Below are 13,021 nucleotides of genomic sequence, written 5' to 3'. Positions count from 1 at the left end.
TAAGTGGGCTCTCGTAGTTTGTAAAGGACGTGCGTCTGATGGTACAGAATAACAAGGTATTAACCGTTTCATATGGAACCTTCTCCTGCACTTTGGAAGGATTCGACGATTCCTTTGAAACGATGAAAGCCATTGCCGAATATTTCCGCGATCTTGCCGCGGATGATCGTTACTTCGGCTCAGAGCCTCCACAACCAGACGCCGAAATGCTGACCCGTATCGCACGCCGCGACGCATCGCAACGCGTCGAAGCCAGCCAAAACGAATCCGGGCTTCTGCTGCGTGCCGCTCCAAACACCGAAGCCCCGGCACCGGTCGCGTCTGACGCACCGGTCCCGCAAGCGCAAAATGCAGATGCCATGACCACTCCCCCTCCCGAATATACCCAAGCAAGCCCGGGGCGGACCGCGTTCACGGACGCGGAGGCCGTCGACGCCACCACATCTCCGCCGGCCGACAGCATTGCCGCAAAACTGCAACGCATCCGGGCCGTTGTTTCCCATTCGGACGTCCCCCCCACTGCCTATTCCGAAGACGAGGAATCTTCGCTGCTGGCCAACACCACTCCCCCGGTGGACGCCGTGGCCGCCGCGTTCGAAGCAGGCGCTCTCAACGAAGAAGACTTTGCTGAACCTGCCCAGGCCGAGGCTTCGGAAATCGAGGATCTGCAAGCGCTTGACGCCGAAGACGTACAAGACGACGCGCCGGCAGTATCTGAAAACCAGGCCTTCGAATCCGCCGAGCCGAATATCGAAAGCAATTCCGAACAGCAGGTGCAGCTGACCCCCGACCACCTGCGGGATGAAGATATCAAGGTCGCAACCGACTCCGCGCAGCTTCCTGCTGAGCCCCTGTTCTCGGATCTTGAAGAGGATACCGACGAGGAAATCGACGAGGAGGATGTTCCAAACATCCTCAACGTCGAAGACGTGGCGATCGAATCCGAAGATGAAGCAAGTGACGAGCCGCAAGACGATCAGGCGCAAGGAGTATTGTCGGAAGAGGACGAAATTCAGCTGCTGTCCGAGATTTCCGAAATCGAAAAAGACATGGCAGGCCGTTCTAGCCAAAAACTGACGGATGACGCCGATCCTGATCAGGATATCTCGCGACTGATGGCCAAAACCGGTGAACATATGGAGGATCCGTCCAGCAGCGACGCGCGAGAAACCTATTCGCACCTTCGCACCGCCGTTGCCGCGACCGAGGCCGACCGTGATGACCAACCGGCCCCGAACACCTCGCCTGTTGATGAGTATCGCGTTGATCTTGCGTCAGCGGTCAGCCCGCGCCGCCCCGAAGTAAACGTGACCAGCATACGCCCGGAAGCAGACGCTCCGGCTCCGTTGAAGCTGGTTGCCGAGCAGCGCGTGGACGATCAAAGCGAATCCAACGGCCCCGTGATGCCGCGTCGCGTGACCACTCAGGCAGAAGAAACCGGGTCGGAAGAAGGCGGTTTTGCGCAATTCGCACAAGATCAGGGTGCACAGTCGCTTCAGGACCTGCTTGAAGCGGCTGCGGCCTACCTGTCTTTCATCGAAGGACAGCAACAATTCTCGCGCCCGCAACTGATGAACAAGGTTCGTTCTTTGAAGCAGGATGAGTTCAATCGCGAAGAAAGCCTGCGTTCCTTCGGACAGCTGCTGCGCGATGGAAAAATCGAAAAAGCCGGCGGCGGCCGTTTTGCGGCCTCTGACCTGATCGGCTTCCGTCCTGATGATGAGCGCGCAGTCGGCTGACTGCCGCGCCAATTGACAAAAAGGGCCGGGTGAACCCCGGCCCTTTTGCTATGGCACGTCCAGAGACAAACGCCCGCTGTTAAACAAGACCCAGCGTTGCCCATTGTACCCGGCCCGACCAGCCGCCTTGGTCCGAGCAATGGCCCGGCTCAATTCAGCAAAGTCACAGAACCCACGTATAATTGCGCGCGTTTACACGCACGGCGTTTGCCCGCTTAATCTTTTGCAGTGCCAAACCCGGCTCAGGATTGATCCGGGTCCTCTTTGCCAACGCCGCGAAAAACGAACTTGAACGGCAGGGCCCAAAGAATGCCAAGAACGATATAGACCAGAAGTTCCACCCATATCGGGGGGCGCTCCAGCCAGTTCAAAACCGTCACCACCGCCACAATGTAAAGTGGCAGGCCGATCACAAGTATAACCAACGACCAGCGCCGGCGCGCTTTGTAGCTCAGGCCTGTTTTCTGCTCTTTGTTCATCAATCTGCAAACGGGTCGGTCACCAGAATGGTGTCGTCCCGCTCCGGGCTGGTGGACAAAAGGGCCACAGGGCATTCGATCAGCTCTTCCACCCGGCGCACATACTTGATTGCGTTGGCGGGCAATTCGGCCCAGCTGCGCGCGCCTTCAGTGGATTCGCTCCAGCCCGGCATTTCTTCATAGATGGGGGTGCACCGTGCCTGTTGATCGGCCGCGGTGGGCAGATAGTCCAGCCGTTGGCCATCCAGCTCATATCCGGTGCAGATTTTAAGCGTTTCAAACCCGTCCAAAACATCCAGCTTTGTCAATGAGATACCGTTCACGCCACTGGTCGCGCAGGTCTGACGGACCAGGCACGCATCAAACCAGCCACAGCGGCGCTTGCGACCTGTCGTTGTTCCGAACTCATGCCCGCGTTCCCCAAGGCGCTGACCATCCGCATCCTCAAGTTCGGTCGGGAATGGGCCTTCGCCGACACGGGTGGTGTAGGCTTTTACAATCCCCAGCACAAAGTCGATCGATCCCGGTCCAATCCCCACCCCTGTCGCGGCCTGGCCTGCGATCACGTTGGACGAGGTCACAAATGGATAGGTGCCGAAATCGATGTCCAACAGCGCGCCTTGCGCCCCTTCGAAAAGGATGCGTTTTCCGGCTTTGCGCTTTTCGTTCAGCACTTTCCACACAGGTGCGGCAAAAGGCAGGATGCTCTGCGCGATCTCTTTCAATTGGGCAATCAGCGCGTCGCGGTCGACCGGTTCGATTCCCAGACCTTTGCGCAGCGGGTCATGGTGCTGCAAAGCACGGTCCACCCGAGCCTCGAGCGTGGCTTCATCCGCCAGATCCGCGACACGAACAGAACGACGCCCGACCTTGTCTTCATAGGCCGGTCCAATCCCACGACCTGTTGTGCCGATCTTGGTCCCCTTGCTGGCCGCCTCTTCACGAGCGCGATCCAATTCACCGTGGATCGGCAGGATCAACGGGGTGTTCTCCGCAATCATCAGCGTATCGGGGGTGATCTCTACACCTTGTGCCTGGATGGTCGCGATTTCCTTGACCAGATGCCAAGGGTCCAACACCACGCCGTTGCCGATGACGCTCAGCTTACCGCCGCGCACGACACCGGACGGCAGAGCGTGCAGCTTGTAAACTTCGCCATCAATCACCAGCGTATGTCCGGCATTATGCCCGCCCTGAAAACGCGCGATCACGTCCGCCCGTTCGCTGAGCCAGTCGACGATCTTGCCTTTTCCTTCGTCACCCCACTGGGCGCCGACAACAACCACGTTGGCCATATCCGGTCCTTTTGCGCTGAGTTATCAAACCCGGCTCATATAGCTGGGCGGAAACGACAGGGAAACCGATATTTCGCCGCAGATGAAAATCGCGCGAACACGCGATGCCTCCGGCGGGGATATTTATAGCCAGATGAAAAGCGGATCCCCTGCTTCATCTGGCTGAAAATATCCCGGGGGAGCCGCACGGAACGGGCGGCGGGGGCAGAGCCCCCTGCCCGGCATCAACGCAGATGCACCGGTTGCCCATGAGGTGTCGTCAGATAAGCCTTTTCCCAAGATTTATGTAGCCCTTTCACCTCCTGCGGCGACGAGACGCCCTGCTCGGCCAGCAACCCTTCGAGCGTTTCCAGCCATGCACGGAAATAGTCGTCGCCGCCGTCCAGCTCTCGCGCGAGCCCGTGGCGCTTCAACGTGCCCGAGAACCGGGCCGCCCAATCCGCCCATTCGAACCGCCCGGCCTCGTTCAGGGCAACGGTGACGGCAAAGACCTGAGCGTGCCAGGGTTCGGCAAACACCGGTTCTGGGGCTGAATGTTCGTTGCAGCCGCTCATGCCGGTTCCAGATAGCTTTGCCAGAGATCCAGTACCACTTCGTCATCCGGATGCTCCGGGCTGGTCCAAAGTTCCGATGCGGGGAAGACCACGGCATAGATCGGTTCAGGCGCTTCGCCCAGCCCATGAGCATTGGAATCGGGCAGGACATGGGTTCCGTGCAGGCGCAGTATTCGCCCCCTGGCACCGGACGCATAATTCGGCAGGCGTGTGTGCCCGCCATCCACAATGCGATTTCCCGCCGGACGGGTCGTGACCACCTGTTGACCGACAGAAAACTGCACCGCCACGTTCGAAGATCTGTCCGCCGGTCCACCTTTGGCCAGAGCGGCTGACACGGCGTCCGCCTTGAGCATCCGTTCCGCTAACGGATGCGGCCCATCCTCTCCGCCGCTGCGCAGGTCATCCAGAGAAAGAACGCCGTGTTCTACCAACAGGTCAGCCAGGCCCGAAATCCATTTCTCGTAATATGAAAACCGGGTATAGTCCTTTGGCGACAACCGTTCCCTTGCGTGGCGGGATACGTCGATATTCCACTGCCCCAGAAAGCCGGATGCAAGTGTCACTGCCAGCGCCCGTGCGTGCCAGTCTTCGGCAAAAACCGGCGCGTCCTCGGCCTCGGGATTTATCGGACCATCTCCAAAGCGGCCGCCCATATCGTGAACGCGGGTCATGAAGGGGCCTTCGGCAAACCCGTGCCGATCATGCTGTCACGTGTCACAAGTGCGGAAAGCGCCTCCTCGCTCATCCCATCAGTTCCATCGGGACGCATCGGCAGAACGAGATAGCGAACCTCGGCGGTCGAATCCCACACCCGCACCGAAGTGTCTTCAGGCAGGGTGAGGCCGAATTCGGCCAGTACCTTGCGGGGTTCACGCACCGCTCGGGCACGGTAGGCATCAGATTTGTACCAGCCCGGCGGGATACCCAGCAACGGCCAAGGATAGCAGCTGCACAAGGTGCAGACGACCATGTTGTGTCGGGTTGGCGTGTTCTCGACAACAACCATGTGTTCGCCCTGGCGTCCATAGTAACCAAGATCCGCGACCATCGAGGTGGCGTCTTCCAGCAGAGCGGCCTTGAAAGCTGGGTCGCTCCAGGCTTTGGCAACCACCCGCGCGCCGTTCTGCGGGCCAATCCTGTTCTGATAGGTGTCTATGATTTCGTCCAGAGCCGCCGGGTCGATCAAGCCCTTGCGGGTCAGAATCGTTTCCAGCGCTTTGACGCGAAGCGCGGGTTCGGGCGGCAAAAGGGCGTGCGGGTGGTCGTGGTCGTCATGAGGCATGGGCCGCAGCCTGCGTCACGCATCGGCGTTCTGTCCAGTCCCTTTGACGTGATATGACATATCACGTGCAGTGATGCGAACTCCTCACTTGCCCCCGCTGGCAAACTTGCATAGATACCACGCGATACACGCCACGCTGTACAGGAACACCATGGAAAACGTCGTTCTCATCATCCACCTTCTTTTGGCCCTAGGCTTGATTGCCGTTGTTCTGATGCAGCGGTCCGAAGGCGGTGGCCTTGGCATGGGTGGCGGTGGTGGCGGAGCCATGACAGGCCGTGCAGCAGCGACCGCTTTGGGCAAACTGACCTGGATCCTTGCCGCTTGCTTCATCGTGACCTCGATCACGCTGACCATTCTGGCGGCGCAGAAATCTTCGGGCAGCTCGGTGATCGACCGTTTGGGCGTGCCGGCTCCGGCTTCAAACGAAGAAAATACTCCGGCAATTCCGTCGGCGGATGACCTTCTGCCGCCTGCACAGGGCGACAACGCGCCGCTGATCCCGCAGGCCGACTGACCTACAAAACCTAGAAACATGGAAGAGGACTGCAACAGCATCTTGCGGTTCTCTTGCGCTTTTGGCGCGAATCCTTTATACGTGAAGTCCCGTGATGCAGCGGTTTTTCGAAACCGTCGGGCAGCTGATTTTGACGTCTCACGGGAGCAGCCGAAAAACTATGGCGCGATTTATTTTCATCACTGGTGGTGTGGTTTCGTCCTTGGGCAAAGGACTGGCTTCGGCGGCGTTGGGCGCGCTTTTGCAAGCCCGGGGATATTCGGTGCGGCTACGCAAGCTGGACCCCTATCTGAACGTCGATCCCGGCACGATGTCTCCGTTTGAACATGGCGAAGTGTTCGTCACCGATGACGGGGCCGAAACCGATCTGGACCTGGGCCATTACGAACGATTCACCGGCGTGGCCGCGCGCAAGACCGACTCGGTCAGTTCGGGGCGGATCTATTCCAACGTGCTCGAAAAGGAACGCCGCGGGGACTATCTGGGTAAGACCATTCAGGTGATCCCGCACGTCACCAACGAGATCAAGGATTTCATCGCCATCGGCGAGGATGAGGTTGATTTCATGCTGTGCGAAATCGGTGGCACCGTGGGCGATATTGAGGGCCTACCGTTTTTCGAGGCGATCCGCCAGTTCAGTCAGGACAAGCCGCGCGGGCAGTGCATCTTCATGCACCTGACGCTGCTGCCTTATATCAAGGCCTCGGGCGAGCTGAAAACCAAACCGACTCAGCACTCGGTGAAGGAACTGCGCTCGATCGGTCTGGCGCCGGATATTCTGGTCTGTCGCTCCGAAGGTCCGATCCCGACCAAGGAGCGCGAGAAACTGGCGCTGTTCTGTAACGTGCGCCCCGACAGCGTGATCGCAGCGCAGGACCTGAGCACCATCTATGACGCGCCGCTGGCCTATCACCGCGAAGGTCTGGATCAGGCCGTTCTGGACGCGTTCCAGATCAGCCCAGCGCCCAAACCCGATCTGGCAAAATGGGAAGACGTCAGCGACCGCATCCACAACGCCGAGGGCGAAGTGAAGGTCGCCATCGTAGGCAAGTATACGCAGCTTGAAGACGCCTATAAATCGATTGCCGAGGCGCTGACCCATGGCGGCATGGCCAACCGGGTCAAGGTCAAGGTCGAATGGGTTGACGCCGAGGTGTTCGACAACGAAGACGTCGCACCCCATCTTGAGGGTTTCCACGCCATCCTCGTCCCCGGAGGCTTTGGCGAACGCGGCACAGAGGGCAAAATCAAGGCCGCACAATATGCGCGCGAGCACAAAGTCCCCTATCTGGGCATCTGCCTTGGGATGCAGATGGCCGTGATCGAGGCCGCCCGAAATGCGGCTGGCATCAAGGAAGCTGGTTCGGAAGAATTCGACCACGAAGCCGGGAAGAAACGTTTTGAACCTGTCGTGTACCATCTGAAGGAATGGGTGCAGGGCAATCACAAGGTCGAACGCAAGGTCGGTGACGACAAGGGCGGCACCATGCGCCTGGGCGCTTACAATGCGGTGCTGGCAGAAGGATCGAAAGTCGCTGAAGTTTATGGCGGCACGCAGATCGAAGAGCGCCACCGTCACCGCTATGAAGTGGACATCAAGTACCGTGAGCAGCTTGAAAAGGCCGGGCTCAACTTCTCGGGCATGTCGCCGGACGGACGCCTGCCAGAAATCGTAGAATGGTCAGATCACCCATGGTTCATCGGTGTGCAGTACCACCCGGAACTGAAGTCCAAACCGTTCGACCCGCATCCCCTGTTCCGCGATTTCGTGCGCGCTGCGAAAGACACTTCTCGCCTGGTCTGACCCTGGGCTGTGTCGGACTGTCACCCCGCGTTGTTTTGTGCGGGCTGATCTCTTAACTGTATGTGCAAGCAGAATTTCTGCTTCGCAGGCTCTATGCCGTTCAGAGTTTCAGGAGATTTCCGATGAGCAACGCAACAACGATTACCAACCTCCAGCAAGCGCTTCATATGGAGCTGACGGCAGCGCACCAGTACCAGCTGCATGCCCATGTGCTGGAGGACTGGGGGCTGGACATCCTTGCCGAAAAAATGCGCGCTGAAATGCAGGAAGAATTGGGTCACTCCGACGCGTTCATCGAGCGTATCCTGTTCCTTGGCGGCGTGCCCGAGATTGCGTTTCAGAAAAGTCCAGTCGCAGCGGGGTCTCTGGAAGACATGTTTGCCGCGGACCTGAAGGATGAAACCGAGGCAGTCGACTTCTATACCAAGGCCGCGTTGCAGGCCGCCGAGGTCGGCGATGTCGGGTCAAGGACCCTGTTCGAACGCATCTTGCTGGAAGAAGAAGGCCACAAGGACTGGCTGGACACTCAGCTGAACCTGTTGAAGCGTTTGGGTGAGGCCAACTTCAGCGCAAAATTTGTATCCGGCGCGGCAGAAGAAGCCTGAGGCACGCACCGCCGCTTGCCCATGCACCAGCATGGCCCGGACCATCTTGCCATGGACCGGGCCGTGCGGTTTCCGTCACTTCAATGTGACGCTGCCGAGCAAAAAAACCTCTACTCGGTCTGCCCTCATGGGGTTAACTGTTGATCACACTACGACAGGAGAGCCTCGATGAGCGATCAATCCCAACGCGCGAAGACCTTTGCCAGCCTTCACAAAAAGGGCGACCCCGTCATTCTGTTCAACATCTGGGATGCCGGCAGTGCCGGCGCGGTGCGGGATGCTGGCGCGCAAGCCATTGCCACAGGCAGCGCACCTGTCGCCATGGCACAGGGTTTTGGCGACGGTCAGAACATCCCGCTTGAGACCGCATTGGACAATGCGCGCCGCATCGTTGCAGCGGTTGATCTTCCGGTGACACTGGATTTCGAAGGGGCATATGCCGAAGATCCACAGGGCATTGCGCAAAACGTCAAGCGTGCGCTGGATTGCGGCGTGGTTGGTTTCAACTTCGAAGATCAGATCATCGGCGGCGACGGGCTGTACGATACAGCGGTTCAGGCCAAACGTATCGAAGCCATGCGCGCGGCCTGCGAAGACGTGGGCATACCTGCCTATGTCAACGCAAGAACTGACATTTTCCTGAAGGCCCCGGCAGAAACACATGATGAGGCCATGCTGAACGACGCCATTGCCCGTGCTTCGGCCTATGAGGCAGCGGGTGCCAGCGGTTTTTTTGCTCCGGGGCTGAAAGACGAGGCGATGATCGGCCATCTGTGCGAGCGTACCAACCTGCCAGTCAACATCATCGCCCTGCCCGGCACCCCCGGCACTCTCCGCCTGGCTGAACTGGGGGTTGCGCGCGTCAGCTATGGCCCGGTTCCTTATCGTCAGATGATCAAGTGGTTAACAGATCAGGCACACGCCGCTATTCACTACCGCGACTGATCACCCTGAAGTTGTGGGATTGCAATTGCCGCCACTTCTCATCACCCTGCTTTTGAAACCGAACAGGAGGCAAGCCTGATGAAAGGCTATTGGGTTGCACATGTCGATGTGGACGACATGGACACGTACAAGACCTACATTGCTGCAAATGCGGAGCCCTTTGCAGCTTATGGTGCGCGCTTTCTGACACGCGGAGGAAAGCGCGAAGTCAAGGAAGGCGCAGCGCGCGCCCGGACCGTTGTGATAGAATTTCCCAGCTATGAGGATGCGCTTGCCTGTTCCGAAAGCGAAGCATACCAGAAAGCCAAAGCACTGCGCGCCCCGGTATCGATGGGCGATCTTGTGATCATTCAGGGCTATGACGGGTAGACTACGCTTGGCGCACCACAAAATATGGAATAATCTTTTACCATGTTGAAAAAGTTCCTTCAGGCGCTCAGACCGCCCCAGCATGAACATCTTCCGGACCCGGATGCCGAACTTGCTCTGGGCGCGCTCATGGTGCGCGTGGCGCAGGCTGATCGGGACTACCAGCTGGAAGAGATCCGCCTGATCGACAAAATCCTGGCCCGTCTTTACCAGCATAACGCAATCGAAGCAGCCAAGGTGCGCGCCACTTGCGAAAAGCTTCATGCGGCCGCGCCGGATACCGATACCTTCGGCAAGCTGATCCGCGAGACCACGGATCTGAAGGAACGCCTGGCCGCTCTGGATGCGCTGTGGGAAGTTGTCCTGGCAGATGGAAACACCGACGAAGGCGAGGTGAAAATCGTCGAGGAAGCCCGCGTTGCCATGGGGTTGAGCTTTAACGACAGCAAGGCTGCGCGTGAACGCGTTCAAAGCCGCTTGGATGTGGGTTAGACGCTCGCTATATCTAACGCATGTTCAGTGAGTTTCTTTCCAGGCTTACGCAGCCTCAGCCCGATCCTCTTGTCGACGATGATGCCCGCCTAGCCCTCACGGCCCTGCTGGTGCGTCTGGCGCGGTCCGACAATGACTATTCCGATACCGAAATGGCCCGTATCGACCGAATTTCGGCGCAACGCTATGGCCTGTCCCCGTTCGAATGCGCCGCCCTGCGTGCCCGCGCCGAAGATCTTGAGGCCGAGGCCCCGGACACCGTCCGCTTTACCCGAGCCATCAAAGAGGCGGTTGCCTATGAAGATCGGCTTGCGGTCGTTCAGGCGCTGTGGTCCGTGGCATTGGCCGATGGGCACCGCACCAGCGAGGAAGATTCGCTGCTGCGTCTGGTGGTCAGTCTTCTGGGCGTAAGTGACGTGGATTCCGCTTTGGCACGGCAAAAGGCTGCAAAATCGTGATTGCCATGCTGGGCATGTATGACATGCCTGCCCTGCAAGCCGCCAATGACAGGTTCTGGAACCTGATTCGTGCCCAACTTGGATCAGGTCCCGAACACCTTAACCGCGACAAAGACGTGTGGGCGGTCTGGCAGGACCCAAACCTGATTCTGGCACAAACCTGCGGCATGCCGTTTCGAACCCGATTGCATGGTCACGTGCAACTGGTTGGCACTCCGGACTATGACCTGCCTGGATGTCCCCCCGGATACTATTGCTCGGTCTTTGTGGCACGGAATGACGACGACCGGGATCTGGCGGGGCTGAGCACAGGGGTTTTCGCGTATAATGAGGGCTTGTCCCAATCCGGCTGGGCAGCCCCGATCACACATATGATCCAGGCAAACCTGCACCCCGCCGGACTGTTGGAAACCGGCGGGCATGCGCTGTCTGCCCAAGCCGTCGCAGGTGGCAAAGCGGACTTTGCCGCGCTGGACATGTTGACGTGGCTGATGCTGCAACAACATAGCAATTTGGGAACCAAACTGCGCGAACTGGCAACAACGACTCCGACTCCGACCCTTCCCTACATCACATCGATGAGTCAGAATCCGCAGGTCATTGCAGGCGCTGTTCGGGCCGCAATTGACCAGCTATGCGACGACGACCAACGATTTCTGCATATAAGCGGGTTGATCGATATTCCCGCGGCGCACTACCTGGCGGTCCCCACTCCGCCTTCTCCCAAAGATAGCGGATCAACGACTGCCCAATTTGACGACTGATTTTGGCCAATTTGGGTGTTTCTCCGCTTGATTCTGTCATTTGCGCATTGCATTGACCTTTTTTTTCGGTCCTAGTACCGCACCAACACCACCAACCACTGGACTGCCCGTGACAGAAACTGCCCCCGTCATCGAAATCAAAGACCTTCACAAAAGCTTCGGAAATCTAGAGGTGTTGAAGGGGGTCGATATCACGGCACATCGCGGTGACGTGGTATCACTGATTGGGTCGTCTGGGTCCGGCAAATCGACGCTTTTGCGGTGCTGCAACCTTTTGGAGGACAGCCAGCAAGGAGAAATCCTTTTCAAGGGTGAGCCTGTCAAATGGTCCGGGGAAAAGCACGGGCGCCGCCCCGCCGACCCCAGACAGGTTCTGCGCATACGCACCAACCTGTCGATGGTGTTTCAACAGTTCAATCTTTGGGCTCATATGACCATCCTGCAAAATGTGATGGAGGCCCCAGTGACCGTTCTGGGGCGCGACAGGGCCGAGGTTGAAGACAGCGCGCGCAAGTATCTGGACAAAGTTGGCATCGGCGACAAATGCGACGCCTATCCGGCGCAATTGTCAGGGGGGCAGCAACAACGCGCCGCCATCGCCCGCGGCCTGTGCATGGAACCCGAAGCCCTGCTGTTTGATGAACCGACTTCGGCTTTGGACCCTGAACTGGAACAGGAAGTGATAAAGGTGATCAAGGACCTGGCCGCCGAAGGGCGCACCATGATCATCGTAACGCATGACATGAAAATGGCCGCCGACATTTCAAGCCACGTGGTGTTCCTGCACCAGGGCCTGATCGAGGAAGAAGGCACGCCGGAAGATATCTTCACATCTCCTGAATCCGAACGGCTTCGGGGTTTTCTCTCCGCCACTCAGGCGGCTTAACTTCAAAAACAGAACCAAACTGGGGAGCAACCAATGAAAAATCTGATTCTGTCCACTGCCGCACTGGCCCTGACCGCCGGTATCGCCATGGCCGACACGGTCCGCATGGGGACCGAGGGCGCCTACCCTCCGTACAACTTCATCAATGATGCGGGCGAAATCGACGGCTTCGAGCGTGAAGTCGGCGACGAACTGTGCAAGCGCGCAAATCTGGAATGTGAATGGGTCAAGAACGACTGGGATTCGATCATTCCGAACCTGGTCTCGGGCAACTACGACACCATCATCGCAGGCATGTCGATCACCGACGAACGTGACGAAGTCATCGACTTCACCCAGAACTACTTCCCGCCTGCGGCTTCGGCCTATGTCGGTGCGTCCGAGGATGTTGATGTCTCCACCGGCGTCGTTGCCGCACAGACCGCCACCATTCAGGCAGGCCACGTAGCCGAGTCGGGCGCGACACTGGTCGAGTTTGCAACTCCGGAAGAAACCATCGCAGCCGTGCGCAACGGTGAAGCCGATGCCGTGTTTGCCGACAAGGACTTCCTGGTGCCGATCGTCGAGGAATCCGCCGGAGAGCTGGTCTTTGTGGGTGATGACGTGCCGCTGGGCGGTGGCATCGGGCTGGGCATCCGTGAATCGGATGGCGAACTGCGTGGAAAGTTCGATGAGGCGATCACATCGATGAAAGCGGACGGTTCGTTGAATGAACTGATCATCAAGTGGTTCGGCGAAGGCGTTCCGACCTACAACGCTGACGGTTCGGTCGTTACAAACTAATCCGTATCAAGCGGTTCGGCGCGTCCATCGCGCCGAACCCTGCCCG

16 protein-coding genes are annotated in these 13,021 nt (G+C 58.6%); 11 read left to right on the top strand and 5 right to left on the bottom strand.

From position 1 onward, the window contains the following. Positions 1-38: 38 nt before the first annotated feature. A complete protein-coding gene (locus tag ACR3E6_RS11360) occupies positions 39-1,739 on the top strand; it encodes a hypothetical protein (protein WP_480487177.1) in 1,701 nt (566 codons plus the stop codon). A 242-nt stretch (positions 1,740-1,981) separates the two neighbouring features. Here ACR3E6_RS11360 and ACR3E6_RS11355 read toward each other — a convergent pair whose 3' ends face one another. The 5 genes from ACR3E6_RS11355 to nthA all read right to left on the bottom strand — a co-directional run bounded on the left by ACR3E6_RS11355 (position 1,982) and on the right by nthA (position 5,352). Then, a complete protein-coding gene (locus ACR3E6_RS11355; protein ID WP_171228487.1) occupies positions 1,982-2,218 on the bottom strand; it encodes a DUF2842 domain-containing protein in 237 nt (78 codons plus the stop codon). After that, on the bottom strand, positions 2,218-3,513 hold the full coding sequence (locus ACR3E6_RS11350; RefSeq protein ID WP_171723506.1) for an adenylosuccinate synthase: 1,296 nt from the start codon (positions 3,511-3,513) through the stop codon (positions 2,218-2,220). The genes ACR3E6_RS11355 and ACR3E6_RS11350 overlap by 1 nt, the downstream gene beginning before the upstream one ends. Positions 3,514-3,737: 224 nt before the next feature. After that, a complete protein-coding gene (locus ACR3E6_RS11345) occupies positions 3,738-4,067 on the bottom strand; it encodes a nitrile hydratase accessory protein (RefSeq protein WP_480487175.1) in 330 nt (109 codons plus the stop codon). Further along, positions 4,064-4,741, bottom strand: a complete 678-nt coding sequence (gene nthB, locus ACR3E6_RS11340) for a nitrile hydratase subunit beta (protein WP_171723508.1) — start codon at positions 4,739-4,741, stop codon at positions 4,064-4,066. Before nthB ends, ACR3E6_RS11345 begins: the two co-directional genes overlap by 4 nt. Beyond that, a complete protein-coding gene (gene nthA, locus ACR3E6_RS11335) occupies positions 4,738-5,352 on the bottom strand; it encodes a nitrile hydratase subunit alpha (protein ID WP_480487173.1) in 615 nt (204 codons plus the stop codon). The genes nthB and nthA overlap by 4 nt, the downstream gene beginning before the upstream one ends. A gap of 151 nt (positions 5,353-5,503) precedes the next feature. On the opposite strand from nthA, the gene secG reads away from it, so the two are divergent. The 10 genes from secG (at position 5,504) to ACR3E6_RS11285 (ending at position 12,975) form a co-directional block, all read left to right on the top strand. Continuing rightward, positions 5,504-5,869 (top strand): preprotein translocase subunit SecG, encoded by a 366-nt coding sequence (gene secG, locus ACR3E6_RS11330; protein WP_171723509.1) that lies wholly within the window; start codon positions 5,504-5,506, stop codon positions 5,867-5,869. Positions 5,870-6,029: 160 nt separating this feature from the next. Then, positions 6,030-7,673, top strand: a complete 1,644-nt coding sequence (locus tag ACR3E6_RS11325) for a CTP synthase (RefSeq protein ID WP_209833466.1) — start codon at positions 6,030-6,032, stop codon at positions 7,671-7,673. 122 nt (positions 7,674-7,795) lie between these two features. Continuing rightward, complete coding sequence (locus ACR3E6_RS11320; RefSeq protein ID WP_480487171.1) at positions 7,796-8,278, top strand: bacterioferritin; 483 nt, start codon at positions 7,796-7,798, stop codon at positions 8,276-8,278. A gap of 168 nt (positions 8,279-8,446) precedes the next feature. Beyond that, entirely contained in the window at positions 8,447-9,223 is a 777-nt protein-coding gene (locus ACR3E6_RS11315; RefSeq protein WP_209833468.1) for an isocitrate lyase/PEP mutase family protein, read from the top strand. A gap of 75 nt (positions 9,224-9,298) precedes the next feature. Then, the gene (locus tag ACR3E6_RS11310) at positions 9,299-9,592 is read left to right on the top strand and encodes a DUF1330 domain-containing protein (RefSeq protein WP_480488130.1); all 294 of its coding nucleotides are present in this window, start codon (positions 9,299-9,301) and stop codon (positions 9,590-9,592) included. A gap of 42 nt (positions 9,593-9,634) precedes the next feature. Then, positions 9,635-10,084: a tellurite resistance TerB family protein gene (locus ACR3E6_RS11305; protein WP_480487169.1), complete on the top strand. Its 450-nt coding sequence runs from the start codon at positions 9,635-9,637 to the stop codon at positions 10,082-10,084. Between the two features lie 20 nt (positions 10,085-10,104). Continuing rightward, positions 10,105-10,542, top strand: coding sequence for a tellurite resistance TerB family protein (locus ACR3E6_RS11300; RefSeq protein ID WP_152457569.1), 438 nt, complete (start codon positions 10,105-10,107; stop codon positions 10,540-10,542). A 5-nt stretch (positions 10,543-10,547) separates the two neighbouring features. Beyond that, positions 10,548-11,306: a phosphate/phosphite/phosphonate ABC transporter substrate-binding protein gene (locus tag ACR3E6_RS11295; protein WP_480488128.1), complete on the top strand. Its 759-nt coding sequence runs from the start codon at positions 10,548-10,550 to the stop codon at positions 11,304-11,306. 109 nt (positions 11,307-11,415) lie between these two features. Continuing rightward, positions 11,416-12,192, top strand: a complete 777-nt coding sequence (locus ACR3E6_RS11290; RefSeq protein WP_209833472.1) for an ABC transporter ATP-binding protein — start codon at positions 11,416-11,418, stop codon at positions 12,190-12,192. 33 nt (positions 12,193-12,225) lie between these two features. Further along, positions 12,226-12,975 carry a transporter substrate-binding domain-containing protein gene (locus ACR3E6_RS11285; protein WP_171723514.1) on the top strand — a complete coding sequence of 250 codons (750 nt, stop codon included), beginning with the start codon at positions 12,226-12,228 and terminating at the stop codon, positions 12,973-12,975. Positions 12,976-13,021: the final 46 nt, after the last annotated feature.

It is taken from the genome of Ruegeria sp. AL3, assembly GCF_056536065.1.
Note: the sequence above shows the minus strand (reverse complement) of the source record. Positions and strands in the feature narration are given on the sequence as shown.